We start from the raw sequence: 25,757 nt of genomic DNA, 5'->3' as shown, positions 1-25,757 counted from the left end.
AAAACTCCACAAAAAAGGCAAGTCGCCCCAAAAAAAGAAAGAAGGATAGCGCTCCCCCCCCCCCCCCCCCCCCCCCCCCCCCCCCCCCCGCTTCCGTCTGTTCCCGAGCCCTCAGAGCCCGCCCTCAGTCCGTCTTCGGCCGCGCGCGCCGCGCGTACGCCCGCGCCGCGCGGGCGCGGTCTCCGCAGCGGGTCGAGCACCAGTGGCGGCGGCCGTGGCGGAGCAGGTAGCGGTTGCAGGGTGGGGAGCCGCAGGCCGTGAGGCGTTCGGCGTCGGGGGCCGTGAGCAGGTCGGCGGCGTCGGCGGCCAGGGCCGCCAGGGCGTGCTCCACGATCTGTGTCGTGGGGTGGGAGGCGGCGCGGTGCAGGCCAAGGGCGGGGTCCCAGTGCAGCAGGGAGGCCGCGGGCGCCCTGGTCAGGGCTTCGTTCAGGGCGGACAGCGCGCCCGCCGGGGGCGCGCAGCCTGCGAGCCTGGCGGCCAGCAGGGAACGGATCTGCTCCCGCAGGGTCCGCAGCTGCGCCGTGCACATCTCCTGGAGACCCGCGTCGGCCGGGGCCAGGTCGCGTTCGGTGAGCCACCGGTTCGCTGCCGCCGGGGTGCCGAGGAGGTCGGTGAACTGGCCGCCGGGCAGGGCGAGCGCACTGTTGGCGAAGTCGAGTGCGACGTACTGCTCCGCGCCCGGCGCTGGCGGTGGCGGCTGCTCGGCGATCACGGTTTCCACGGGCTCCTTCACGTATCTCATGGTACGCCTTGCCTTCATCCGTGAGAAACGGCTACGGTTTATCACGGATGGAGAGTCCGCCATCCGTGAGGTCTCCCATGCGTGAGGTCCTCCATCCGTGAGGTCCCCGATTCGTGAGGTGTGTGTTTCTTTCATGGCTGCTTCCGGCACTACCGGCACGACCGACCAGCAGATCCCCGTACGCGTCTTCGGCGGCCCCACCGCCCTCTTCGAGTACGGCGGTCTGAGATTCCTCACCGACCCCACCTTCGACGCACCCGGCGGCTACCCCGCCGACGGCGGCCCCGGGCTCACCAAGACCGCGCCCGCAGCCGGCTCCCCCGACGACCTCGGCACCGTGGACGTGGTCCTGCTCTCGCACGACGAGCACCCGGACAACCTGGACACCTCGGGCCGGGCCCTGCTCGCCGACATACCGCTCACGCTCACCACCCCCGGCGGCGGGCGCCGTCTGCGCGAGAGCCTGGGCGGAAAGGTGAAGGGACTCGGCGACTGGGAGTCCGTCGAGCTCGACCGGCCCGGCGGCGGACAGGTCACCGTGACGGGCGTGCCCGCCGTGCACGGTCCCGGCAGGCGCGAGGACGTGGAACCCGTCGTCGGTGAGGTCGTCGGCTTCGTCCTGACCGGCGACGGCCTGCCCACGGTCTACGTCAGCGGCGACAACGCCTCACTCGGCGCGGTCGAGGAGACCGCCGCGCGGTTCGGCCCGGTGGACACCGCCGTCCTCTTCGCCGGCGCTCCCCGCTTCCCCGTCCTGTTCGACGGCGCGCCGCTCGTCCTCGACAGCGCCCAGGCCGCCGAGGCCACGAAGATCCTCGGGGCGCGCCGGGTCGTCCCCGTCCACTTCGACAGCTGGGCCCACTTCACCGAGGGGCGGGACGAGCTGGTGTCCGCATTCGCCGCCGCCGGTCTCGCCGACCGTCTCAGCCTGGGCTGAGACGGCCGGACGGGGAACCAAGGCCCGGCGGAGCTAAGTCCCGGCGGAACTCAGCCCGGAGAACTGAGGCCCCGAGGAACTCAGGCCCGGAGGAAGCGGATCGACGGGCGCGGCTCCGGGCCGTCGTCCGCCGTCGTCACCACCGCCCTCACCCCGTACACCTTCGCGATCAGCTCCTCCGTGATCACCTCGCCCGGCGTGCCCGACGCGTACGCCACTCCCTCGCGCAGGACCAGTACGTGGTCGCAGAACATCGCCGCCAGGTTCAGGTCGTGCAGGGCGATGACGCTCGTCAGGGGGAGGTCGGCCACCAGGGAGAGGAGGTCCAGCTGGTGCTGGATGTCCAGGTGGTTGGTCGGTTCGTCCAGGAGGAGTTCCTGGGGCGTCTGGGCCAAGGCCCTTGCTATCTGGACCCGTTGGCGTTCGCCGCCGGAGAGCGTGTGCCAGGACTGGCCCGCCCGGTCGGAGAGACCGGTGCGGGTCAGGGCCTCGCGCACCGCCTCGTCGTCCTGGGGCGTGGAGGGTGACCACGCCCTGCGGTGCGGGATGCGGCCCAGGCGTACGACCTCCTCCACCGACAGCTCGACCTGCGTGGTGGCGTCCTGGTCCACCACCGCCACCCGGCGTGCCACCGTGCGGCGGCCCACGTCCCGCAGCAGTCGGCCGTCCAGGGTGACCACTCCCGATGCCGGGGCCAGGACGCCCGCCAGGATGCGCAGGAGCGTGGACTTGCCCGAGCCGTTCGGGCCGAGGAGGCCGACCGTGGCTCCGGGGGGCGGGGCCAGGGTCACTCCGTCGACGATGAGCCGGCCGCCGGCCTCTCTGGCCACCCGGTCGGCGCGCAGGCCGGGTTCGACGGGTCGGGGCGTGCCGTCCGGGCGTGACGTCATGTCGTCCTCCGGGTGCGGTAGAGGACCAGGACGAACGCCGGGACGCCGATCAGGGACGTCACCACGCCCACCGGCACCTCCTGCGGGTCGAGGACCGTGCGGGCCAGCGTGTCCACCCACACCAGGAACACCGCGCCCGCGAGCGCCGTGACCGGGAGCAGCCTCGCGTGCCCGGGGCCGACCAGGGCGCGGGCCGCGTGCGGCAGGACCAGGCCCACGAAGCCGATGGCGCCCGCGCTGCTGACCAGGGCCGCCGTGAGCAGGGCGGTGACGGAGAGCAGGATCAGCCGGGTGCGGGCGACATGGACGCCCAGCGTCGCCGCCGCGTCCTGGCCGAACACGAACGCGTCCAGGGTGCGGGCGTGCGCCAGGCAGATCGCGAGGGCCACGAAGAGCACCGCCCCGCACATCCACACGTCCGTCCAGCCCACCCCGCTCAACGAGCCGAGCAGCCAGAACAGGACACCCCGCGTAGTCTCCGCGTCGCCCGCCGTGAGGATCACGAACGAGGTGAGCGCGGAGAAGAGCTGCATCGCCGCCACCCCGGAAAGGACCACGCGGTCGACGCTCCCGCCCAGGGTGTGGCTGAGCAGCAGGACCAGGGCGAAGGAGAGGACGGCTCCCACGAAGGCGCCCGCCGAGACCGACACCACTCCCCCGCCGACCCCCAGGACGACGATCACGACCGCGCCCGTGGAGGCCCCCGAGGAGACACCGAGCACGAAGGGGTCGGCGAGCGGGTTGCGCAGCAGGGACTGGAGGACCGTTCCGCAGACCGCGAGGCCCGCGCCGCAGACCGCCGCGAGGAGCGTGCGCGGCATGCGCAGGTTCCAGACGATGCCGTCCCGGATGGGCGTGAGCGTGGCCTCTCCCCAGCCGAGGTGCGCCGCCACCGCCGACCACACGTCCGGTACGGAGATGTCCGCGGGGCCGATGGTGACGGCCACCGCCACGGACAGGGCGAGGACGGCGACGCCCACCGTCCAGAGCAGGGTCTGCCGTATGCCGCCCGTGAGGGCTCGCGTCACTTGGCGAGCCCGAACTCGCGCAAGGCGTCGGCGACTTGCTCCACGCCGTCCACCGTGCGGATCGTCGGGTTCATGGCCTGGCCGCTCAGGAGCACGTACCGCTTCTTCTTCACGGCGGTCAGGTTCTTGGTGACCGGGTTGGACTCCAGGAACTCGATCTTCTTCTTCGCGCTCTCGGCCGTCTGCGACTTGCGTGTGAGGTCGCCGATGACCAGGACGTCCGGGTCGCGGTCGGCCACCGTCTCCCAGTTGATCTGGGGCCACTCCTCGCGGGTGTCGTCGAAGACGTTCTTCACGCCCAGTTCGCGGGTGATGATGCCCGGCGCACCGCAGCAGCCCGCCATGTAGGGGGCGTCGGAGTTGGCGAACCAGTAGAGGAGCGACGTGCCGGACGCGTCAGCCTTCTTGACGGTCTTCGTGGCCTTCGCCACCCGGCCCTTGAGCTCCGTGATCAGGCGTTCGCCGCGCTTCTCGACGCCGAAGGCCTTGGCCAGGTCGCGTATCTCGCCGTACACGGTGTCCATGGTCAGCGTCTTGTCGCGGCGGCCGTCGCCGTCGCCGCTGTTGTCCTTGCCCGCGCAGTCGGAGGGCGAGACATAGGCGGGTACGCCGAGTTCGGCGAACTTGGCGCGGTCGGCGACGCCGCCCTTGCTGACCGTCGCCAGGAAGGACGCGGTGACGAAGTCCGGTTCCTCGGCGAGGACCTTCTCGAAGGAGGGGTAGCTGTCGGCGAGCCGCTCGACCTTGGCGTTGTCCTTCTCCAGGCCCTTGAGGACCGGGTCCGTCCAGGTGCCGGTGCCGGCCATGCGGTCGGCGAGGCCGAGTGAGAGCAGGATCTCGGTGGAGCCCTGGTCGAGGGAGACCGCCCGCCGCGGCGGGGCCTTGATCTCCGCCTTCTTGCCGCAGGAGGTGAGGGTGACCGGGTACCCCTCGGCCTTCTTTCCCGAGGGGCCCGATGAGCCGCCCGACGAGCCGCAGGCGCTCAGGGTGACGGTCAGGGCTGCGGCGAGAATGCCGGATATACGTACACGACGGGCTGTGGAGGACACACGATCCCTTGAGTCTCACGGCTCATACGCGGAGCCTGGCCTGCTTCGTCACCTCCGCCGCTCGGTGCGCGGGCGAAGGTGCCAGCAGGTCTTCGGACTCGGGGATCGGCCGGGCGGGGCGCCTTCCCAGGCGTCCGTGGACGCCCAGTGGCCGTGGCCCCGCCCGTTCCCCCTCACCGCTGCGCGTCAGTTCCGGATTCGCACCGGATTCCCTGGCCCTGGTGTGGGTTGACTGGCGTCCGCAAGCTATCACGCGAGGTCAGGCCGATTTGTCGGGCCTCGGCGCCCCGCGGTACGTGCCGAAGGACCACTTGTTGCCCTCGGGGTCGGCGATCGCGAACTCCCTGCTGCCGTACGGCTGGTCCTCGATCTCACGGATGATCTCGACGCCCGCGGCGCTGAGCCGCTGGTAGAGGTCGTCCACGCGGTCGGTGACGACGTACGCGCCGAAGGTGCCCGGCTTCAGGCACCAGGCCTCGGACTTCTCGTCGTACGAGCCGAGCATGATCGCACCGCCCTCGGGCCAGTCGAGCTCGGCGTGGGCCACGCGGTCGCCGTCCTCGTAGACGGCGGTGCGCAGGAAGCCGACCGTGCCGACCAGGAAGTCGATCAGGGCGGGGGCGTCGTGGGCCTGGAGCGTGGGCCAGACGGCGGGGGCGCGCCCGGCGGAGGTGGACGGGGGCTGCTGCTTCTCGGTGGTGTTCATGGGTCCTACTCTTCGCCCACGCCATAGCTCCCGGCTTGGATATTCCGGCACTCTTCGGCCAGCCAGCCGCTGGGGCTCACCCCGGTGTACTGCCGGAAGTCCCGCACCAGGTGGGAGTGGTCGTAATAGCCGCAGTCGGCGGCGACGCGGGCCAGATCGGGGGCGGCTCCAGCGGCCACGGAGCGTGCGACGGCGCCGCGTGCGCGCTGGAAGCGCATCAGGCGGCCCGCCTGCTTGGGGCTCAGGCCCGTCTCCGCGCGAAAGAGCGTGGTGAGGCGGCGTTCGCTGAGCGCGACATGCCGGGACAGACCGCGCAGGGTGCCCACGCCCTGGTGCCGGGCCAGCCAGGCCCAGGCCTCCGCGACCTCGGGGCGTACGGATCCTGCGGTGTCCTGTGCGGCCACGCGCTGCCTCAAGTAGGCGGACAGGGAGGCGAATCGCTCCTCCCAGCCGCCCTGCTCGCACAGCAGCTCCCGTACGTCGGCGGCGCGGCGCCCCATCACGTCGGCGCCGGACGTCACCAGGTCGTCGGCCAGTTCCGCCGCCGGTACGCCGAACAGTGCGCGGGCGGCGAGCGGGTGCACGGCGAGCTGGATGCCCGCCTCGTGCTCGGGCCGCACCACGTACGCCGGGGACTGGTGCAGGCCGCCGACGACGATGTCGGTGCGGGACGCGTCGGGGCCGCCCGCCTGCTCGGGGCTCTCGCCGGTCACGACGGGGCCGTCCAGGGAGAAGATCAGCGTCAGATACGGGGACGGCAGGCCGCGGTGGAATCCGGGGTGCTCCCCCGCCGTGCGGTAGCCGACGGCGGACACCACCATGCCGTCGAGCCGCGGAGCGGCCCGCACGAACTCCCGGGAGGCGGTCTCCATGCCTTCCAGTATGCGATGGGCGCGACTCGGGAGCAGGCCCGTACGCCTGACGGGCGTCCGATGCGACTACCCGCGGGCGCGCGTCCCATGCCCGCCGCGTCCGGTGATGTCGATCATGGGAATCCGCCGCCCGACCTCATACGATGACCCGCCGCTCCGGACGGGGCGCAGACCGCTCTCAGGGGGCACGAAATCATGGCAGTAAAGGCAATGGGCAAGCTGGCCGTACTCGGCACGGCGGGCGCGCTCACCGCGGCCGTCCTCGCGGGGACGGCGCTGTGGCCCGGCACGGACGCCACGGCGGCGGACGCCTCCGCCAGGACCGCGAAATCCTCGGCGAAGACCGCGACCGAGCTGGCGCACTGGCCCGAGCCGGTCGCGAAGAAGCTGGGCAAGGTCATCGCGAAGAACGAGGACAAGGGCGCGTACGCCGTCTTCGACGCGGACAACACGACCTACCGCAACGACCTGGAGGAGTCCCTCCTGCCCTTCCTGGAGATGAAGGGGGTGCTGACCCGCAAGTCGATGGACCCGTCGCTGAAGATCATTCCCTTCAAGGACACGGCGAAGCACAAGGAGAGCCTCTACAGCTACTACAACCGGCTCTGCGAGGTCGACGACCAGGTCTGCTACCCGTGGGCCGCGCAGATCTTCTCCGGTTTCACGCTGAAGCAGCTCAAGGGGTACGTCGACGAGCTCCTGGCCCACGACAAGCCCATCCCGGCCGAGTACTACGAGGACGGGAAGCTGACGAAGACCGAGGTCAAGACCCCCGAGTTCTTCACCGGCATGCAGGAGCTCTACAAGTCGCTGCGGGCGCACGGCATCGAGGTCTACGTCGTCAGCGCGGCCAGCGAGGACCTGGTCCGGATGGTCCTGTCCGACCCCAAGTACGGCTACGACGTGAAGCCCGAGAACGTCATCGGCGTCGGCCTGCAGCTCAAGGACCGCAAGACCGGCGAGGTCACCAGCTCCCGCAAGGAGATCGCGGAGGGCCGCTTCGACGAGAAGAAGCTCGCGGTGCGTGAGCTGACGCCGAACCTGTGGGCGCCGATGACCTGGTTCCAGGGCAAGCCCGCGGCCATCAACACGTACATCGACGAGTGGAAGAAGCCGGTCCTGGTGGCGGGCGACACCCCGGCGAGCGACGGCCCGATGCTGTTCCACTCGGCGGACGTGGAGCACGGCGGGGCGCGGGTCTGGGTCAACCGCAAGGACGACTACATGAAGCAGCTGGACGGGATGAAGAAGAAGAACGCCGACCGGCAGCGGGAGCTGGGCCAGAAGGTGACCGCCGACAAGCGGTGGCTGACGGTGGTCCCGGACGAGATCCGCTAGCCCTCCGGGCCGGCCGTCCAGTCGTCCCAGGTCCGTCCGAGCCGCTTCCGCCGGGTGCCGCGCGCGCCCGGCGGAAGCGTCGTGCCGGGCGGTACCGGCGCGTCACTCCCGCAGCGCGGCGAAGGCGTCCGCCGTCCCGGTGCGGTCGGCGCCGTCCGCCAGGAGGGCGTGCAGGAGGAGTCTGGCCTTGGGGGCGTCCAGGGGGCCCGCGGAGATCAGGCCGCGCCCGAGCAGGTCGTACTCGGAGCCGGGGCCTCGGTAGGTGTGGCCGAGGATCGGGCCCGCGCCGGTGCGCGATGCGAGGACCACGGGGATGCGGGCGGTGAGGGCGGCCAGGGGTTCGACCAGCCAGGTCGGTACGTGGCCCGCGCCGAAGGCGGCGACGACCAGGCCGTCGAAGCGGTGGTCCACGGCTTCGAGGAGTTCGCCGCGGTCGCCCATGGAGAGCGTGAGGAGGGCGACGCGCCCGGGCGCGCCCAGGCGCAGGGGCCGTTGGACGGTGGGGCGCGTGGGGCGGAGGTGGATGCGGGGCGTGCCTTCGGTGACCGTGCCGAGGGGGCCCGCGCCGGGGGACGCGAACGTCGCCGTGGAGGTGGTGTGCGTCTTGCGTACGTGGCGTGCGGCGTGGACCTCGTCCGCGATGACGGTGAGGACGCCCAGACCGGCGCAGGCCGGGTCGGCGGCGACGGCGATCGCCGCGGCGAGGTTCGCGGGGCCGTCGGCGCCCGGCAGGTCGGGGCGGCGCATGGCGCCGGTCACGGCGATCGGGGCGCGGGGGCGCGCGGTGCAGGTGAGGTCCAGGAGGAACGCGGTCTCCTCCAGGGTGTCGGTGCCCTGGACCACGACCACGCCGTGGCCTGCGGCCGTCGCTTCGTCGATCAGCTCCGCGAGGGCGGCGATGTCCTCGATCGTGAGGGAGGAGCTGGGCAGGCGCCGGAAGTCGCGCACGTCCACGGTGACGTCGGGCGCCATGCCGGGCGACGCTCCGGCGAGGATCGCGGCCCCCGTCAGGCGGGGCGAACTACCGCCGCCCTGGGCCGAGATGGTGCCGCCGAGCGTGAATACGGTCACTGGATTCGCCACGCCCCGATCTTGCCACGGGGGCGGACCAGGCCTTCGGCGAGAGCGGCTCAGGCTGCCCACGGGAGCGGCTCAGGCACCGGCCGCGTCGTCTTCGGGACCTGCGGCGTTCACCACGCCCGATGCGATCGCCTCGGTCAGGGCCGCGTGGTCCTGGGCGTTCTGTGCGGCGTAGCGCAGTGCGAAGTCCGCAAGGGCGCGGTCGAACGTGTCGGACGCGCCCAAGTAGGCGGCTATGGCGATGCGGTCGCCGGAGCGTGCGTGGGCGCGGGCCAGGGCCGTGCCGCAGAGCCCGGCGTAGGAGCGCAGCTCCGTGGCGGACATGGCCTCGACGTCCGCCGAGCCCTTCATGTCGCGCAGCTGACGCCAGTAGAAGGCGCGGCCCTGGGGACCCGTCATCCAACCGAGGAAAATGTCGCTCGCCGCCTGGAGGAGGCGCTGGCCCGCGACCACGCGGTGCCCGGGATGGACGTACAGCCCCGCAGGCAGGTGCTCCTCCAGGACCGAGCGGACCGCCTCCTTGATCTGGAGGAAGAGCGGGTCGTCGGCGTCGCGCCCGGCGAGGAGCACGATGAAGCAGCGGGTGCCGACGCTGCCCACGCCCACCACCTTCCGCGCGGCGTCCACGAAGTGATAGCGGTCGAGGAGGAGCCGGCGCTCCTCGGAGAGCGTGGAGCGGTAGTCGCCGAAGATCTTGCGCACGGCCGCGAGTTCCGTGGCGCCGGCCGGCTGGATGAGCGGCGGGTCGTGGATGATGCGGCGGCCTCCCGCCGCCCCCTCGACCTCTTCCGTCAGTTTGCCGAGCGCCTGCAGGCTGGTGCGGCGGCGGGCCCGGTCCAGGGTGCTCGCCACGCGCTTGCGGTGGCGGGTGGAGCGGACGAGGGGCAACAGGGCCTCCGCGTCCGTCCGTTCGTACCAGACCGCCAGTTCGCCGAGCCCCGCGAGACGCCTCATCGACGTGCGGTACGCCGCCACCGCCGCTTGGCACGCCTCACGTCCCCCGCTCTGCGGGTGACCGTTGTCGCGGGACGCGACGGCGATGCTCGCGGCCAGGCGTTTGACGTCCCACTCGAAGGGGCCGGGGCAGGTCTCGTCGAAGTCGTTGAGGTCGAAGAGCAGGGCGCGTTCCGGGGATGCGTAGAGCCCGAAGTTCAACAGGTGCGCGTCGCCGCAGAGTTGGACGGTGAGCCCGGTGTTCCACTGGACGGCGAGGTCCCCCGCCATGACGGCGGCGGCACCCCGCAGGAAGGAGAACGGGGATGCGGCCATGCGGGAGTACCGGATGGGCAGCAGCTCCTGGACGCGGCCCGCGCCCTGCCGCTCCAGGACGGCCACCGGGTCCGCGCGGTCGGCGGAGGGTATCCACGCCCCGTGCGAGGAGCGGGAGGCGCGCTTGCGTGCGGCCTTGCCCTGCCGGGCACGCTCGTCCGGAGTGGTCATCGCCCCGCTCCCCTCTCCGTCGGCAGCCCCCCGCAACAGCCTCCCGTCAGGAGCAGCCAATGCCGCCACGGGCGCGGACGCATGCCGGGTACGCCGAACGGGTGAACTGCCCCCGCACGCGTGTCGGGACCTCAGCTTCCGCCCGCGACCGCCCATGCCGCCACCTTCTTGGCGAGCGCGCCGCCCGCCCGGGTCCACGCGAAGTGGTCCAGACGGCCGCCCGCCTCCTGGGTGGAGTACCGGGTGCGCGTGACGCGGGCGCCCGGAACCTTCCCGACGAGGTGGTCGAGGGCGGGTGCGGGGGCCCAGGTGTCGCCCTCCACACAGACCGCGAGGACGGGCAGACCGAGGGTGCGCAGGGCCGCCTCGTAGTCGTGCCGGGAGCCGGGGGACGAGTAGCGGCCCGTGCGCCCCTGGCGTGCCCAGTCGCGCATGACGCCCTTGGACTGGTTGCCGCCGAAGCCGAGCCTGGTCCCGGGCCACCGGCCGAGCAGGGTCGACGCCGCCGCGGCGAACAGCTCGCCGATGAGCAGCAGGGGCCCGCGCAGGGGGCCGTACGCGCGGAACCAGACGGAGCCCGAGGCGACGAGGGCGACTCCGTCGACTCCGGGACCGATCCCCAACGCGGCATGCACGAGCCCCAATTGGCCGCCCAGGCTGTGGCCGAGGAGGTACAGGGCGGGCTCCGGGCCCAGTTCGGTCCGTATCGCCTCGATGACCGCCACGAGGTCCTGCTCGACGATCGTGCGGTAGCCGTGGTCGACGGCGTCCGCGTCCGTGACCCGCGGGGTGCTCTCCCCCTGCCCCCGCAGGTCCACGGTCAGGGCGGTGAGCCCCTCCGCGTGCAACTGGCGTGCGAACGCGCGGTAGTAGCGGGCCGGGGTGCCCATGGCGGGCAGGATCAGGACGGCCGGCGCGGGGCGGGACGGGGCCTCGCTCCCGCGCAGGCCGCGGACGGGAAACCGTGCCCCGTCCGGGAGTTGGGCGGTGACGAGCAGCGGCAGCTCGCCTGCTGGCTCCTGCTGGGCGGGGGCGGTTTCCGGATGGGTCATGCGGTCAGCATGAACCACGCGTACGGGTGGGGACCCCTGGGTCCCCACCCGTACGCGTCCGTGCGGCAGTTCAGCGGCTGTACCGCATCAGGGCGCGCACCATGTGGCAGGTGATGTCCGACGGCGGGTGGATGCCCACGTCCTCCGCCATGCTCCGGATCCTGGTGTTGTTGGCTTGGTTCGCCAGATAGACGCCCGAGTCGAGCAGGGCTATCGCCAGGCGCATGGCCTTCAGGCGCCGGTTGTGCGTGATGTACCACTCGCGCGGCCGTCCTGCCGGGAGCGGTCGCTTCTCCAGTGGTGCGTACGTCGGGTCGATGAACACGGGCCGGGAAGCGTTGCGCTTCGACTTAGATGTGAGTGCGGCAGCGGGCACAGGCATCCTCCTGTCGCGATCAGGAACCCCCGTCGGGAACCCTCGAACATTGCTTCAATTCTACCGCCGGGCACTGACAATCGCCGCTGGCCAGACGGCCTTTGGGGCGGTGTGACGGGTGGGTCGCGGGTAGCGTGTGCGGCATGGAGATCTGGATCAATCCCGCCTGTTCGAAGTGCCGCAGCGCCCTCACGCTGCTCGACGCGGAGGGCGCCGACTACACCGTCAGGCGCTACCTCGACGACGTCCCCACCGAGGACGAGATCCGCGCCGTCCTGGAACGGCTCGGCCTGGAGCCGTGGGACATCACGCGCACCCAGGAGGACGCCGCCAAGGAGCTGAACCTGAAGGACCGCGCGGCCTGGCCGCGCGACGCCTCGGGCCGGGACCGCTGGATCACGGCGCTCTCCGAGCACCCCAAGCTCATCCAGCGCCCCATCATCACCGCCGACGACGGCACCGCCGTGGTGGGGCGCACGGAGGAGGCGGTACGGGACGCGCTGTCCCGGTAGTCACCGACGGCCGCCGGTGAGCGGCCGGGCGCGGAGCAGATGACTGCCGACCGATGAGTCATCTCCGTCAAACCGTTACATACGCCTCCATAGCGTTGGGCACTCCACACGCCGCCGGCCGGACGACGGATCCGGGGAACGGAGAGGAGCGCACCGTGCGGAACCTGACCGCTGGAGGCGTATACGGCACGATCCTCGCGAGCGCGCTGATCGCGGCGCTGCACTCGGAGGCACAGGCCTACACGCCCTACTACGACGCGGCCTGGATCATGGTGACCGCGGGCACCGCCGCCCTCGCGCACGGATACGCGCACCACATGTCCACGCACCGGCCGGGATCGGGCGGCCTGCACCGGTGGCGGCAACTGGCGTGGGAGCTCATGGACGAGTGGCCGGTGGTGGTCGCCTGCTGGCCCACCGTGGGGCTGCTGCTGCTCGCGGGAACGTTCGGCTGGCCCGAGGCGCCCGTCACCTACACCGCACTCCTCCTGAACGCGGCCCTCCTCCTCGCCTGGGGCACCTTCGCCGCGCTCCGTGCGGGCTACCGGCGGCGCTCGGCCGTGCTGCTCGGCATGGCGGACGCGGCGATCGGCCTGCTCATCGCGGCGGCCAACGCCGTCATCAAGTGACGCCGGAAGTGAAGTGAGCCACACGCACCGCAGGTAACACGGGGTTCACATTCGAGCAATGGACGGGAAATCGCGCGTTGACAGGCTGCCCGCATCACCACGGCACCGCAGCACCCGCACGTTCTGCGCCGTACCGAGCATTTAAAGGATGGCCCCCGTGACCTTCAAGGCTGAGTACATCTGGATCGACGGCACCGAGCCGACCGCCAAGCTCCGTTCGAAGACGAAGATCATGGCGGACGGCGCGGAGCTCCCCAACTGGGGCTTCGACGGATCCAGCACCAACCAGGCCAAGGGTCACGCCTCCGACCGTGTGCTCAAGCCGGTCTTCACCTGCCCCGACCCGATCCGCGGCGGCGACGACGTGCTCGTGCTGTGCGAGGTCCTCAACACGGACATGACGCCGCACGAGACCAACACCCGTGCCGCGCTCGCCGAGCTCGAGGAGCGTTTCGCCTCGCAGGAGCCGATCTTCGGCATCGAGCAGGAGTACACCTTCTTCGAGGGCGACCGCCCGCTCGGCTTCCCCGTCGGCGGCTTCCCTGCCGCGCAGGGCGGCTACTACTGCGGCGTCGGCGCGGACGAGATCTTCGGCCGTGACGTCGTCGAGGCGCACCTGGAGAACTGCCTCAAGGCGGGCCTCGGGATCTCCGGCATCAACGCCGAGGTCATGCCCGGCCAGTGGGAGTTCCAGGTCGGCCCGCTCGCGCCGCTGGAGGTCTCCGACCAGCTGTGGATCGCCCGCTGGCTGCTCTACCGCACCGCCGAGGACTTCAAGGTGTCGGCCACGCTCGACCCGAAGCCGGTGAAGGGCGACTGGAACGGCGCGGGCGCGCACACGAACTTCTCGACGAAGGCGATGCGCGAGGGCTACGCGCCGATCATCACCGCCTGCGAGTCCCTCGGCGAGGGCTCGAAGCCGCTCGACCACGTCAAGAACTACGGCGCAGGCATCGACGACCGCCTGACCGGTCTGCACGAGACCGCCCCGTGGGACGAGTACAAGTACGGCGTCTCCGACCGCGGCGCATCGGTCCGCATCCCGTGGCAGGTCGAGGTGGAGCAGAAGGGCTACATCGAGGACCGCCGCCCGAACGCGAACGTCGACCCGTACGTCGTGACGCGGCTGCTCGTCGACACCTGCTGCACCGCCCTGGAGAAGGCCGGCCAGGTCTGATCCCGCCCGTCCGCGGGATTTCGAAGGGGGCGCCGGCCGAATCGGTGGGCGCCCCCTTCGGCATGCGGGACCGGAGGGGCCAATTCACGCCAAGGGTTGTCCAAGGAGGCGTATCAGCGTGCGAGAGGGAACGACCGCGTCCCCTCCCATCTGCTTCAATGGGGTCATGGGCAGCTACGGGAACACCGCGACGGGTCGTCACCACGACCTCGAGCCGTTCTGGCCTTCCCGTCAGCACCATGACTTCGACCGGGTGTGTTGCCGCGCGAGGAACGCGCAGGCCTTCTAAAGCCGTTCACCCGGCCTTCGCCTGACGCGCACGACGTACGTACGTCCTCGACGACTGACGACTCCTCCGCGCGAAAGAGCTGACCTCCATGGCGAACTCCCGTACTTTCTCGGCGTCCACCGCTTCCACCGCCACCGCCACGCCCCTGACGAGCCCCGGCCGGGGGCGGCTGCGGGCCGTCGCACCGGACGAGGTGGTGCAGATCACCGACTTCCTGCCGCCGGGCGCGACCTGGCTGCCCGCGCCCCAGCACACGCTGCCCACGCTGCCGGGCCAGCCGCCGATGATCGGCTACCTCGTCCTCGTACCGGCCGGGCAGGAGCCCCACGCCGCCGAGGCCGAGCCGCTGCAGCCCGCCGGTCAGGCGCAGGGGCCCGCTTCCGGCGGGCCTGTCCGGATCGACGCCGTGCAGCGCGCGGCGGAGGTCGACGGCCGTCAACTCGACCTCACGTACCTGGAGTTCGAGCTGCTCGCACACCTCGTCGCGCACCCCCACCGGGTGCACACGCGCGACCAGTTGGTGACCACGGTGTGGGGGTACGGGCACGTGGGCGACGGGCGCACCGTCGACGTCCACATCGCGCGGCTGCGGCGCAAGCTGGGCGCCGATCACCGTCAGACGATCCAGACGGTGCGGCGCGTGGGCTACAAGTACGCACCGCCGACGACCCGCTGACCTCGGGCTTCCCGCCCGGGGCCGGGCTCTGCCGCTAGCAGAAACCTGTTCCCCGGGCGGCGCCCGGCGTGCAGAGTCATCGGCATGAGACTTCTGATGCTGGGTGGTACGGAGTTCGTGGGGCGGGCCGTCGTCGAGGCGGCTCTTGCGCGTGGCTGGGAGGTGACGGTCTTCCACCGCGGGCGCCATGAGGCACCCGCCGGTGCGGTGTCGCTGCTCGGTGACCGCACGGCGGAGGGCGGCCTCGACGCCCTCGCCGCCTCCGACGGCCAGTGGGACGTCGTCGTCGACACCTGGTCGGGGGCGCCGCGGGTCGTGCGCGAGTCGGCGCGGCTGCTCGCGGGACGGGCGGGGCGGTACGTGTACGTGTCGAGCGCCTCCGTGTACCAGTGGCCGACAGCGGCGGGTTCCGACGAGAGCCACGCTCTCGTCGAGGGCGATCCCGACGCGGACGCGGTGGCGTACGCCGAGGACAAGCGGGGCGGGGAGCTGGCGGCCGTCGCGGAGTTCGGGCAGGAGCGCACGGTGCTCGCGCGTGCGGGGCTGATCCTCGGTCCGTACGAGAACATCGGACGGCTGCCGTGGTGGCTGAACCGCGTCGCCCGCGGTGGGCCCGTACTGGCCCCGGGGCCAAGGGAGTTGGACCTCCAGTACATCGACGCGCGGGATCTCGCGGAGTGGGTCGTCGACGCGGCCTTCGCGGCTCTGCACGGCCCGTACAACGTCGTCTCCCCCATCGCGCACACGACGACGGAAGAGCTCCTGAAGGCGTGCGTGGCCGTGGCGGGGGCGGACGACGTGGAGCTGCGGTGGACCGACCCCTCGGTGATCGCCGAGCACGGCATCGAGCCATGGATGGAACTGCCGGTGTGGGCGCCACCGGGAGAAATGCACGACTCCATGCACCGCACGTCGACGGAGAAGGCGGTGGCCGCGGGCCTCAGGGCACGGCCGGTCGCGGAGACGGTCGCGGACACGTGGGCCTGGCTCAGGTCGATCGGTGGGGTGGCCCCGCAGCGCCCCGACCGTCCGGTGGTGGGCCTGGCCCCGGAGAAGGAAGCGAAGGCGCTGGGGCTGTAGCAGGGAACGGGGCGGTGGCCGGGCTGGAGTCTCCAGCCCGGCCACCGCCCCGTCAGGGGCGCGGGGAACTGCGCGACAGCCACAGACGGCCCGCAGATCACCGCGCTCCCCACCAGAGCTACACCCTGCCCGACGGAACCGGCAGGGGCTCGGGCTGCCCCGCCGCTGCAGGCGCCTCGCCATGAGAGATCCGCGGAAGCCACGAAAGTCCGCGCGGCGTACGCCAGTTGCGCTCGCCCAGGAGCGTCATCAGGGACGGCAGCAGCACCATCCGTACGACCGTCGCGTCCAGCAGGACCGCCACGCCCAGGCCCACGCCCATCTGCTGCATGTCCTGCATGGACAGGGTGCCGAAGACTCCGAAGACCGCCACCATGATCACGGCCGCGCCCGTCACCGCGCCCGCGGTCCGCGTGATGCCCTCGCGGATCGCCGCGCGGTTGTCCAGGCCCCGGTCGCGCGCCTCGCTGATCCGCGAGACCACGAACACGTGGTAGTCCATCGACAGGCCGAAGAGCACCACGAGGACGAAGAGCGGCATCCAGTTCTCGATCGCACCCACCTGCTCCGAGCCGATCAGCTCCGCACCCCAGCCGTGCTGGAAGACCGCGGTCATCACGCCGTAGGCGGCGCCCACGGAAAGGAGGTTGAGCGCGATGGACGTCACCGCGATCACCACCGAGCGGAAGCTGAAGAGCATGAGCAGGAACGTCACCGCCGCGATGAAGGCGAACACCGGCACGATGCCCTTGCTGAGCTGATCGCTGAAGTCCTCGGACGAGGCGAGGTCCCCGCCGACATAGGCATCCGCGTCCAGGCCGTCGAAGGCCGCGGGGACCACGTCGTCCCTGAGTTCGCCGAGCGCCTTCTTCGACTGCGCGTCACTGCCGTCACCGGGCAGCGGTACGTCGATCTCGGCCACGCCCGCGCTCTTGTGGACGGTGAGTTCGGCACCCTTGCCCGCGTCCCGCACCACCGCGGCCAGCGCCTCACGCATCTCCTTGGACTCGATGTCGTCGGCCTTGACGACGACCTGGGCCGGCGCGGGGCCGCCCGGGAACTCCTGGGTGATCTCCCGGAAGGAGACCGACAGCGGGGCGTCCGAGCCGAACTGCTTCTCCAGGCCCAGCTGTTCGGTCTTCATGCCGAGCGCGGGTGCCGCGAGCGCCAGGAGCAGGGCCGCCGAGCCGATGGCGAAGAACTTCGGCTTGGCGAGGACGGGGCGAAGGAGCTTGCCCGCGATGCCGCCGCTGGCGTGCGCGCCCTTCTTGCCCTTGCGGTTGAGGAACGGGATGCGGCCCGCGTTGATCCGGTCGCCGAGTGCGGAGAGCAGCGCGGGAAGCACCGTCACCGAGCCCAGCATGGCCACGAGCACCACCAGGATCGTGGCGACCGCGAAGCCCTTGAAGAGGAGCAGGCCGGACAGGAACATGCCCGCCATCGCGACCATCACCGTGAGGCCCGAGACCAGCACGGCCCGCCCGCTGGTGGCCGCCGCGATCCGCAGCGCCGTCTCCGCGTCATGCCCCGCCGCCCGCTCGTCCCGCTCGCGCCGCAGGTAGAACAGGCAGTAGTCGACGCCGACCGCGAGCCCCATCAGGAACATCACCGAGTACGTCGTCTCGAACAGGTGCAGCTGATGGCTGGCGAGCGAGAGCAGACCGAAGGCGCCGATGCACGCGGTCAGGGCGAGCCCGACCGGGAGCAGCGCCGCGACCACGGCCCCGAAGGCGACCAGGAGGATGCCGAGCGCGAGAGGAACCGCGGTGAACTCGGCCTTGGTGAGGTCGTCCGAGAGTAGGTCGCCGAGGTGCTTCTCGGAGCTCGCGTCGCCGAACTGGTAGACGGAGATGCCGTTCGCGGCGCCCTTGTCCTTGGCCTTCTGCACCGCGTCGAGCACGGGCTGAACGTGGTCGGCCGCTTCGTCGGACTTGCCCTTCATCTCGAAGCGGAGCAGTCCGTCCTTGCCGTCCTCGGAGGGCAGCGGCGCCTGGATCTCGCGTGTCTCGCCGGTGGCCTTCAAGGCCTTGGAGAGGTCGCTCGCCGCGCCCCGCCAGCCGTCCGCCGTCCTGGCGCTGACCATGACGAGCTCGCCCGCGGGCTCCTCGACGCCCGCGTCCTTGAGGATCGTCGCGGCCCGGCCCGCGTCGCCGACCTCCATCTCGTCGTCGGACGCGGTGACCATGCCCGAGGCCCCGCCGATGGTCGTGGCGAGCACGACGAAGAGCAGCCAGCCGAGGATGGCCGTCTTGCGATGGTGTGCGCTCCACACGCCGAGTCGTGCCGCGAGGTTTGGCCTCATGGCGTTTCGCCCCCATAAGTAAGCTTTGAATAAGCCGGTTGATGACGGGGACAACGCTAGAAATCGGCGGCCCGCCCACCCAGCCGCCGAGCCCCCCACTGTCCGAAGCACAGGGCGAGGTGCGGGGGTGTCGTCAGGTACACCCCCTGCTCGGGTGCCGGACCCAATGACCCGCACCGATCTCTGCGGCGAGAATGTGGCCATGCCGTTCGAGGAGATGGGGATCAGAAAATGACGAGGGTCCGAAAATCCGTGATCGCGGGAGCCAGGGGGCTCTTCCTTTCGGTCATCATGCTCGCCGGTTCGATCACCCTCTTCGTGCTGTCGGTCCTGTCCATCGCCTTCATCACGCTGGGGATCGGCGTCTTCACGACCCCGCTGGTCCTGACCGGCGTACGCAAGTGGGCCGACCTGCGCCGCGCCCAGGCCGGCGCCTGGTCGGACGTCCATATCCCGCGGCCCTACCGCCCCTTCCCCGCGGACCTGCGCAGTGGCGTCACCGGGCAGGTGGAACGCACCTCGCTGCTCCTGAAGGACCCGGCGACCTGGCGTGACCTGCAGTGGCTCCTCGTCGACATGACCGCCGGGTACGTCACGGTGATCTTCGCGCCCGCGCTGCTGCTCTACCCGCTGTACGGCTACGTCCTCGCCCTCGGCGTCTGGAAGCCGATCTACGACGCGGGCGGCGGCGACTGGTACGGCTTCATCCACGTCACCTCGCAGACCGACGCCAACATGGCGGCCCTGCTCGGCACCGCGCTCGGCGTCGTCGGCATCTTCACCAGCCCCGCCATCCTGCGCGCCCACTTCCTCCTGACCCGCTCGCTGCTCGCGCCGACCATCTCCATGCGGGAGCGTGAACTGGCCCAGCGCGTCGACCGGTTGACCGAGACCCGGCACGACGCCGTGGACTCCTCCGCCGCCGAACTGCGCCGCATCGAGCGGGACCTGCACGACGGCGCGCAGGCCCGCCTGGTCGCGATGGGCATGGACCTCGGCACCATCGAGGCGATGATCGAGAAGAACCCGGCCAAGGCCAAGGAACTGATCGCCAAGGCCCGGCAGAACTCCGGCGAGGCGCTGACCGAGCTGCGCGACCTGGTCCGCGGCATCCACCCGCCGGTGCTCGCCGAGCGCGGCCTCGGCGACGCGGTGAAGGCCCTGGCCCTGCGCCTTCCGGTGCGCACGGACGTGGACGTGGAGCTGTTCGGGCGGGCCGAGGAACCGGTGGAGGCGGCCGCGTACTTCGCGGTGAGTGAGGCCCTGACGAACACCATCAAGCACGCGGGCGCGGACCGCGTCTGGGTGGACATCCACCACGCCGCGGGCATGCTGCGCATCGCGGTCACCGACAACGGCAAGGGCGGCGCGTCCATGGGGGCGGGGTCCGGGCTGAGCGGGATCGAACGCCGACTCGGTACATTCGACGGCGTACTGGCCGTCAGCAGTCCCGCGGGCGGCCCGACCATGGTGACCATGGAGATCCCTTGCGAGTTGTCCTAGCCGAAGATCTCTTCCTGCTGCGTGACGGTCTGGTCCGGATGCTGGAAGCATTCGACTTCGAGATCGCCGCCGCTGTCGAGACCGGGCCCGAACTCACCAAGGCCCTGGCCGAGTTGGAGCCGGACGTCGCCGTCGTCGACGTCCGGCTTCCGCCGTCCCACACGGACGAGGGACTGCAGTGCGCGCTCGCCGCGCGGCGGGCGCGGCCGGGTCTTCCCGTGCTCGTGCTCTCCCAGCACGTGGAGCAGCTGTACGCGCGCGAGCTGCTCGCCGACGGGAACGGCGGGGTCGGCTATCTCCTGAAGGACCGGGTCTTCGACGCCGACCAGTTCATCGACGCCGTACGCCGGGTCGCGTCGGGCGGCACCGCGATGGACCCCCAGGTGATCCAGCAGCTCCTGTCGCGGCGGTCGGCGGACCGGCCGCTCGGCAAACTGACGCCGCGCGAGCGCGAGGTGCTCGAACTCATGGCGCAGGGACGGTCGAACGCGGCGATCGCCGGGGAGCTCGTCGTGACGGAGCGGGCGATCGCCAAGCACACGTCCAACATCTTCGGGAAACTGGACCTTTCCGTCTCCGACGACGACAACCGGCGGGTCCTCGCCGTACTCGCCTATCTGGATCAAGGGCGTTGAGAAGATCGCCTGCGAGCTCCCCCGAGGGATTGTCGGGGAATTCCGCGCGTGATTGAACGGGGCCGACTCCTGTTGCGTACGTAGTCCCATGGGACGCACACCACGACGCACATCACGAAAACGATCAAAACTCGCCGGGCGCGCGATCGCCGCCTCGGCGGCTCTCATCCTGGGCGGCGGCGGAATGGTCGCGGTGAATGTCTACGCGAACGCCGGGGAAAGCCCCGATTCGCCGTCCGCCAGGACCCAGTCGGGCGCGCAGGGCGACAACCTGGGCCTCGCGACCATCAGCTGCCCGGACGTCGGCACCCAGCTCTCCGACGTGCCGGACGGCGCCCGCCAGGACGTCGACCGCAGACTCGCGGAGCTGGACACCCAGATCACCGCCGCGTACGAGAAGTTCGCCGACGCTCAGGACACCGAGCAGGCCAAGGCCGTGCTCGAACCCCTTGAGGAGCAGCGGCGGCCGACCATCGAGGGCATCGGCTCCTCGATCGACCAGGCGGGAGGTCAACCGCCCCAGGGGATCGACGGCATGGCCCCGTGCACCATGCGGGCCGACGACTCGGCCGGGCAGCAGCAGCCTCCGCAGGACGGGAACGGCCAGGAGCAGCCTCCGCAGGACGACGGCGAACAGCAGCCCGGCGACGGGGACGACCAGCAGCAGCCCCCGGACGACGGTGCACAGCAGCCTCCGGACCAGCAGAACGGCAACGGACCCGAGGCCGGCGACTTCGTCGACATCAACTCAGTCCAGCCCAATGTCAACCGCCCCGACAAACAGCGCGGCGCGTCGCGCGGCACCTTCACCACGAAATGCGGGACGAACGAGAACGGCAAGTTCAATCCGGACAATGTCATCGCCGCACCCGGCGTGAGCAATGGCGCTCACCATATGCACGATTACATCGGAAATCAGGCCACGGACGCCTTCTCCAGCGATGACGATCTCGCCAACGGCGACACCACATGCCGGAACCAAGGGGACAAGTCGACCTATTACTGGCCGGTCCTGAGGCTGCAGAACGGAGAGGACGAGAACGACGCCCAGGCGGACGGCGGCGGCAAGGACCAGAATGTCGGCAAGATCCAGACACCGTCGTCGGTCACGCTGAAATTCGCCGGGAATCCGACGGGCAAGGTCGTCGCGATGCCGCGCTTCCTGCGCATCATCACCGGTGACGCCAAGGCCCTCACCAATGGTGACGCCAACGCCAACGCCTCCTGGAGCTGCACCGGCTTCGAGGACCGCCAGCTGAAGGACAAGTACCCGATCTGCCCCGAGGGCAGCCAGGTCGTGCGGACCTTCAACTTCCAGAGCTGCTGGGACGGCCAGAACACCGACAGCGCCAACCACCGTACGCATGTGGCCTTCGCCGACGAGCAGAGCGGCGCATGCCCGCAAGGATTCAAGGCCATTCCGCAGCTGGTGCAGCGCATCGTGTACGACGTGCCGCCGGGCCCGGGATTCGCCGTCGACTCGTTCCCCGAGCAGCTGCACAAACCGATCACCGACCACGGTGACTTCATCAACGTCTTCGACGAAGGACTGATGCAGCGCGTGGCCAAGTGCATCAACAGCGGCAAGCGCTGCAACTGAGCCGAGCCGATCGGCTCAGTACGCAGGCTGGCCCCCATACCGCTGCGCGGTCAGCTCGTGTGGTGACCGGAGTGGCCCGAGTGCCCCGGGCTCTTGTCCTCGTGATCCCCACCACCGCTACTCCCCGAGTGGTGCGAGGACTTCTCCACCGTCCCACCGAGCCGGCCGCGCAGCCGCATGACCACTTTCTCCTCGCCGACCGCGATCCACTTCTTGCCGACGAGGTACGTGCCGCCGTAATCGGTCGCCTCGTCGAACCATTCGGCCTGGCCACGGGCATTTGTAAAGGTTACTAGGACGTAGCGGCGGGCACCTTTGTCACAGGTGGCCTGCCGCAGTTCGGCCGCATCCGTCTGGATGTCGGGCTCGCACCGCGCCTTGGCCGCCAGCTGCTCCAGGCTGCCGCTCGCCGTGTCAGGCACCGCGTCGTCGCCGTCCGAGCCGCACGCCACAAGCATCAGCAGCAACCCCGCACCCATGCCCGTACGCATGCGCCTTCGCATGCCCTTGCTCGCGCCCGCAAGCGTCTTTCGCGCTGCCTTCATCGTCCCACCAGTCCCTTCAGGCGAGGTGAACTCGCCATCTCCGTATGCACCGTTGAGCGCGGGACGCCGCACGGATACCGTGCGCCGCACCATTCGACCCAGGGGGTACACATGACCGATCCGTCCCGACGTTCCGTGCTCGGCACAGCCGGGGCCATCGGCCTCGGTGCCGCCGTCGGCGGGGTGGCGGTTCCGGCCCACGCCGCCGAAGGGCCCGTCAAGGGCCCTGCCTTCGCCTTCGATACGGATTCCGCGCGCTCAGCACTCAACAGACTGCTGCCGCATCACGCGGAACAGTTCCGTCTCAGACTCGTCCCCGCGAAGGGCGGCGCGGACCGGTTCCGGGTTTCGGGCACGACGGGGCGCATCGATGTGTCCGGCACGACACCCGCCGTGCTGCTCACCGGGGTCCACTGGTATCTGAAGTACGTCTGCGGGGCCCATGTCGCCTGGAACGGCGACCAGTTGGACCTGCCGCGCAAGCTGCCCGCGCCGCCGCGCCCGCTGGAGCGGTCCACCTCGCTCCCGCACCGGTTCGCCCTGAACGACACGAACGACGGGTACACCGCGCCGCACGCCGACTGGGCGTACTGGGAGCGCATGATCGACGTACTCGCCCTGCACGGCTGCAACGAGGTCCTGGTGATCGCGGGGGCGGAGGCTGTCTACCACCGGGTTCTCCAGGACTTCGGCTACAGCGACGCGGAGGCGCGCGCCTGGCTCCCTGCCCCTTCGCACCAGGCGTGGTGGCTGCTGCAGAACCTGTCCGGTTACGGAGGGCCGCTGTCGCCCGAAGTCATCTCGGACCGTGCCGAGTTGGGGCGCAGGATCGTGGACCGGCTGCGCTCCCTCGGGATGGCGCCGGTGCTTCCCGGCTACTACGGGCACGTCCCGGACGGGTTCGTGGCGCGCAACGGCGGGGACGCGCGGGTGGTGCCCCAGGGGACCTGGCACGGGTTCAAGCGGCCCGACTGGCTCGACCCCAGGACCGCGTCCTTCGGGAAGGTCGCCGCTTCCTTCTACCGGCACCAGGAGCAGCTCTTCGGAGCCGCCGAGCACTTCAAGATGGATCTGCTGCACGAGGGCGGCACCGCGGGGGACGTGCCGGTGCCAGACGCGGCGCGCGGTGTGGAGGCGGCCCTGCGCAAGGCGCGCCCCGGCGCGACGTGGGTGATCCTGGGCTGGGAGGCCAATCCGCTGCCCGCCCTGCTCGACGCGATCGACCGGCGGCGGATGCTGATCGTGGACGGGGTCTCCGACCGGTTCACGAGCGTCACCGACCGCGAGAAGGACTGGGGCGGCACCCCGTACGCCTTCGGCACCATCCCGAACTTCGGCGGCCGTACGACGATCGGCGCCCGCGCGCACATCTGGAACGAGAAGTTCTTCGCGTGGCGGGACAAGGGCGGCAGCGCGCTCGCGGGGACGGCGTTCATGCCGGAGGCGACGGACCGGGATCCGGCCGCCTTCGAGCTCTTCTCCGAACTGGCCTGGACGGAGAAGAAGCTGGACCTTCGGTCCTGGTTCGACGGCTACGCCGACTTCCGCTACGGCGGGCGCGACGCCGACGCGGGGCGCGCGTGGCGGGCGCTGCACGACACCGCCTACCGGCACACCGCCGTCGAGCGGAGCGACCCGCACGACTCGCTGTTCGCGGCCCGCCCCGACCTGGCGGCGAACCGCGCCGCCGAGTACGCGCCGCGTGCCCTGACGTACGACCCCGGCCGCTTCGACGCGGCGCTCACCGGTCTGCTCGGGGTCCGTGGCGCGCTGCGGGGCAGCTCCGCGTACCGGTACGACGTGGTGGACGTGGCGCGGCAGGCCCTCGCGCACCGGAGCCGGCAGTTGCTGCCGCAGCTGCGGGCGGCGTACGGCCGGAAGGACGCGGCCACGTTCCGGACGCTGTCGACGCTGTGGCTGCGCCTGATGCGCCTGTCGGACGAGTTGGTGGGCACGAACCCGGCGTTCCTGCTCGGCCCTTGGGTGGAGTCCGCGCGCCGGATGGGCACGACCGACGCGGAGCGTGCGGAGTTCGAGCGGACCGCCAAGGTGCTGATCACGGTGTGGGGCGACCGGGCGACGTCCGAGGGCGGGAAGCTGCACGAGTACGGGAACCGTGAATGGGCCGGGCTGATGGCCGACTTCTACGTCCCCCGCTGGCAGAGGTGGCTCGACGAACTGGCGGACGCGCTGGACGCCGGGCGCGAGCCCCGCGATGTGGACTGGTTCGCGGTGGAGGAGCCGTGGACCCGGGAGCGCAAGGACTATCCCCTACGGGGAATCGGCGACGCGTACCGGACGGCTTCACGGGTGAGGGACGTGCTGGCACGGGCTCCTTACCAGGGATCACTGGAGGTCGTGGCCGACCCGCCGTCGCTTCCGCCCGGCGGGCAGGCCCGCGTCGAGGCGGTCTTCCGCAACGTCAACGGGCTGCGGGCCACGGGCCGTGTCGACTTCCGGCTGAGCGGCGTCGACGCGGAGCCGTCGGGCCCGGTGTCGCTGCCGCGGGTGGCCCCGGCGGGGTCGGGCAAGGTGGCGTGGCGCGTGAACGCGCCGGACACACCTCTGGACCGTCCGCTGCGGCCGCTTCCGTACGAGATCGCGGTGCGGTACGGGCCTGAGGGTGAGCGGCGGGTCCGTGCCGTCCACGAGGGCGTGCTGTTCGAGGCGGGTCCGGTGGGGCAGGCCTGGCGGAAGTTCACGAACAACGCGGCGGTGTTCGGCGAGCTCGACGGCCGCTACGCGATCAACGGTGCGGGCGCGGACCTGTGGAAGGGCACGACGGAGTTCGGGACGCTGTACCGGGAGGGGGCGCTGCGGGACGGGGTCACGGTGACGGTCCGGGTCGACTCCCAGGCGGTGACGGGGCCTTGGGCGAGAGCGGGCCTGATCGCGCGCAACGCCATGGGGGTGGCGGGCTCACCGGGCTTCGTCGACCTGGCGGTCACGCCGGCGAACGGGGTGGTGCTGTCGTACGACACGAACGGCGACGGAACGCTGGACACCTACAAGCGCATCACGGGGATCAAGGCGCCGGTGCTGCTGCGGCTCGGGCGGCAGGGCAATGTCCTGACGGGGTCGTGCTCGACGGACGGCGGGTCCAGTTGGCGGGTGGTGGCGAGTGTGGAGGTGCCGGGGGTCGCGGCGGCGCAGGATGTGGGGCTGTTCATGAGTGCGACCAATGGAGGCGACGGAGGGCGGGGGACCGTGGAGTTCAGCGAGTGGGGAATCGGCTGACGTACGTGGCTCGGGGTGCCCGGGGGCAGCACAGTTCCCCCGGGCACCCGTTACGTCATGCG

23 protein-coding genes and 1 riboswitch are annotated in these 25,757 nt (G+C 71.1%); of the genes, 11 read left to right on the top strand and 12 right to left on the bottom strand.

All coding sequences use genetic code 11. The features are described 5' to 3' along the window. Positions 1 to 124 precede the first annotated feature (124 nt). Entirely contained in the window at positions 125 to 742 is a 618-nt protein-coding gene (locus tag AC07AG_RS41830) for a CGNR zinc finger domain-containing protein (RefSeq protein ID WP_478762322.1), read from the bottom strand. 133 nt (positions 743 to 875) lie between these two features. On the opposite strand from AC07AG_RS41830, the gene AC07AG_RS41825 reads away from it, so the two are divergent. Next, entirely contained in the window at positions 876 to 1,679 is an 804-nt protein-coding gene (locus AC07AG_RS41825) for an MBL fold metallo-hydrolase (RefSeq protein ID WP_478762320.1), read from the top strand. A gap of 80 nt (positions 1,680 to 1,759) precedes the next feature. Here the strand turns inward: AC07AG_RS41825 and AC07AG_RS41820 are convergent, their stop codons facing one another. The 5 genes from AC07AG_RS41820 to AC07AG_RS41800 form a co-directional block, all read right to left on the bottom strand. Further along, positions 1,760 to 2,569 carry an ABC transporter ATP-binding protein gene (locus AC07AG_RS41820; protein ID WP_478762318.1) on the bottom strand — a complete coding sequence of 270 codons (810 nt, stop codon included), beginning with the start codon at positions 2,567 to 2,569 and terminating at the stop codon, positions 1,760 to 1,762. Beyond that, positions 2,566 to 3,597 carry a FecCD family ABC transporter permease gene (locus tag AC07AG_RS41815; RefSeq protein WP_478762316.1) on the bottom strand — a complete coding sequence of 344 codons (1,032 nt, stop codon included), beginning with the start codon at positions 3,595 to 3,597 and terminating at the stop codon, positions 2,566 to 2,568. The genes AC07AG_RS41820 and AC07AG_RS41815 overlap by 4 nt, the downstream gene beginning before the upstream one ends. Continuing rightward, positions 3,594 to 4,646, bottom strand: a complete 1,053-nt coding sequence (locus AC07AG_RS41810) for an ABC transporter substrate-binding protein (RefSeq protein ID WP_478762314.1) — start codon at positions 4,644 to 4,646, stop codon at positions 3,594 to 3,596. The genes AC07AG_RS41815 and AC07AG_RS41810 overlap by 4 nt, the downstream gene beginning before the upstream one ends. Before the next feature lie 66 nt (positions 4,647 to 4,712). Beyond that, a riboswitch (cobalamin riboswitch) is annotated at positions 4,713 to 4,898 on the bottom strand. A 7-nt stretch (positions 4,899 to 4,905) separates the two neighbouring features. Further along, a complete protein-coding gene (locus AC07AG_RS41805) occupies positions 4,906 to 5,352 on the bottom strand; it encodes a VOC family protein (RefSeq protein WP_478762312.1) in 447 nt (148 codons plus the stop codon). A gap of 5 nt (positions 5,353 to 5,357) precedes the next feature. Further along, positions 5,358 to 6,224, bottom strand: coding sequence for an AraC family transcriptional regulator (locus AC07AG_RS41800; RefSeq protein ID WP_478762311.1), 867 nt, complete (start codon positions 6,222 to 6,224; stop codon positions 5,358 to 5,360). Between the two features lie 195 nt (positions 6,225 to 6,419). Here AC07AG_RS41800 and AC07AG_RS41795 point away from each other — a divergent pair, with 195 nt between their 5' ends. Continuing rightward, positions 6,420 to 7,562, top strand: a complete 1,143-nt coding sequence (locus AC07AG_RS41795) for an HAD family hydrolase (protein WP_478762309.1) — start codon at positions 6,420 to 6,422, stop codon at positions 7,560 to 7,562. A 102-nt stretch (positions 7,563 to 7,664) separates the two neighbouring features. On the opposite strand, the gene AC07AG_RS41790 is transcribed toward AC07AG_RS41795, so the two are convergent. From AC07AG_RS41790 to AC07AG_RS41775, 4 genes are all read right to left on the bottom strand, one after another. Then, positions 7,665 to 8,633, bottom strand: a complete 969-nt coding sequence (locus tag AC07AG_RS41790) for an asparaginase (RefSeq protein ID WP_478762308.1) — start codon at positions 8,631 to 8,633, stop codon at positions 7,665 to 7,667. A gap of 81 nt (positions 8,634 to 8,714) precedes the next feature. Next, the gene (locus AC07AG_RS41785) at positions 8,715 to 10,082 is read right to left on the bottom strand and encodes a DUF2252 domain-containing protein (RefSeq protein WP_478762306.1); all 1,368 of its coding nucleotides are present in this window, start codon (positions 10,080 to 10,082) and stop codon (positions 8,715 to 8,717) included. A 131-nt stretch (positions 10,083 to 10,213) separates the two neighbouring features. Beyond that, complete coding sequence (locus AC07AG_RS41780; RefSeq protein ID WP_478762304.1) at positions 10,214 to 11,134, bottom strand: alpha/beta hydrolase family protein; 921 nt, start codon at positions 11,132 to 11,134, stop codon at positions 10,214 to 10,216. A 70-nt stretch (positions 11,135 to 11,204) separates the two neighbouring features. Further along, entirely contained in the window at positions 11,205 to 11,510 is a 306-nt protein-coding gene (locus AC07AG_RS41775) for a hypothetical protein (RefSeq protein WP_361045748.1), read from the bottom strand. A gap of 143 nt (positions 11,511 to 11,653) precedes the next feature. Here AC07AG_RS41775 and AC07AG_RS41770 point away from each other — a divergent pair, with 143 nt between their 5' ends. From AC07AG_RS41770 to AC07AG_RS41750, 5 genes are all read left to right on the top strand, one after another. After that, positions 11,654 to 12,022, top strand: coding sequence for an arsenate reductase family protein (locus AC07AG_RS41770; protein ID WP_478762302.1), 369 nt, complete (start codon positions 11,654 to 11,656; stop codon positions 12,020 to 12,022). A gap of 155 nt (positions 12,023 to 12,177) precedes the next feature. Further along, entirely contained in the window at positions 12,178 to 12,651 is a 474-nt protein-coding gene (locus AC07AG_RS41765; RefSeq protein ID WP_478762300.1) for a hypothetical protein, read from the top strand. 157 nt (positions 12,652 to 12,808) lie between these two features. Then, the gene (glnII, locus tag AC07AG_RS41760; RefSeq protein ID WP_478762298.1) at positions 12,809 to 13,828 is read left to right on the top strand and encodes a glutamine synthetase; all 1,020 of its coding nucleotides are present in this window, start codon (positions 12,809 to 12,811) and stop codon (positions 13,826 to 13,828) included. Between the two features lie 377 nt (positions 13,829 to 14,205). Beyond that, positions 14,206 to 14,793: a winged helix-turn-helix domain-containing protein gene (locus AC07AG_RS41755; protein WP_478762296.1), complete on the top strand. Its 588-nt coding sequence runs from the start codon at positions 14,206 to 14,208 to the stop codon at positions 14,791 to 14,793. 84 nt (positions 14,794 to 14,877) lie between these two features. After that, a complete protein-coding gene (locus AC07AG_RS41750; protein WP_478762295.1) occupies positions 14,878 to 15,873 on the top strand; it encodes an NAD-dependent epimerase/dehydratase family protein in 996 nt (331 codons plus the stop codon). Positions 15,874 to 15,991: 118 nt separating this feature from the next. On the opposite strand, the gene AC07AG_RS41745 is transcribed toward AC07AG_RS41750, so the two are convergent. Next, positions 15,992 to 18,175 (bottom strand): MMPL family transporter, encoded by a 2,184-nt coding sequence (locus AC07AG_RS41745; RefSeq protein ID WP_478762293.1) that lies wholly within the window; start codon positions 18,173 to 18,175, stop codon positions 15,992 to 15,994. A 231-nt stretch (positions 18,176 to 18,406) separates the two neighbouring features. Between AC07AG_RS41745 and AC07AG_RS41740 the strand changes: the two genes are divergently transcribed. The 3 genes from AC07AG_RS41740 to AC07AG_RS41730 all read left to right on the top strand — a co-directional run bounded on the left by AC07AG_RS41740 (position 18,407) and on the right by AC07AG_RS41730 (position 21,913). Next, positions 18,407 to 19,678 carry a sensor histidine kinase gene (locus AC07AG_RS41740; protein ID WP_478762291.1) on the top strand — a complete coding sequence of 424 codons (1,272 nt, stop codon included), beginning with the start codon at positions 18,407 to 18,409 and terminating at the stop codon, positions 19,676 to 19,678. Then, a complete protein-coding gene (locus tag AC07AG_RS41735; RefSeq protein WP_383278000.1) occupies positions 19,663 to 20,313 on the top strand; it encodes a LuxR C-terminal-related transcriptional regulator in 651 nt (216 codons plus the stop codon). Before AC07AG_RS41740 ends, AC07AG_RS41735 begins: the two co-directional genes overlap by 16 nt. An 88-nt stretch (positions 20,314 to 20,401) precedes the next feature. Further along, positions 20,402 to 21,913 (top strand): DUF1996 domain-containing protein, encoded by a 1,512-nt coding sequence (locus AC07AG_RS41730; protein ID WP_478762288.1) that lies wholly within the window; start codon positions 20,402 to 20,404, stop codon positions 21,911 to 21,913. Positions 21,914 to 21,963: 50 nt separating this feature from the next. Here AC07AG_RS41730 and AC07AG_RS41725 read toward each other — a convergent pair whose 3' ends face one another. Then, complete coding sequence (locus AC07AG_RS41725) at positions 21,964 to 22,416, bottom strand: hypothetical protein (protein ID WP_478762336.1); 453 nt, start codon at positions 22,414 to 22,416, stop codon at positions 21,964 to 21,966. A gap of 153 nt (positions 22,417 to 22,569) precedes the next feature. Here AC07AG_RS41725 and AC07AG_RS41720 point away from each other — a divergent pair, with 153 nt between their 5' ends. Beyond that, positions 22,570 to 25,695, top strand: a complete 3,126-nt coding sequence (locus AC07AG_RS41720) for an alpha-N-acetylglucosaminidase (RefSeq protein ID WP_478762286.1) — start codon at positions 22,570 to 22,572, stop codon at positions 25,693 to 25,695. Positions 25,696 to 25,757: the final 62 nt, after the last annotated feature.

The sequence above is a fragment of the Streptomyces sp. NPDC044044 genome (assembly GCF_056434405.1).
The sequence above is the reverse complement of the archived record's forward strand: the minus strand, read 5'-3'. Positions and strand labels throughout refer to the sequence as shown.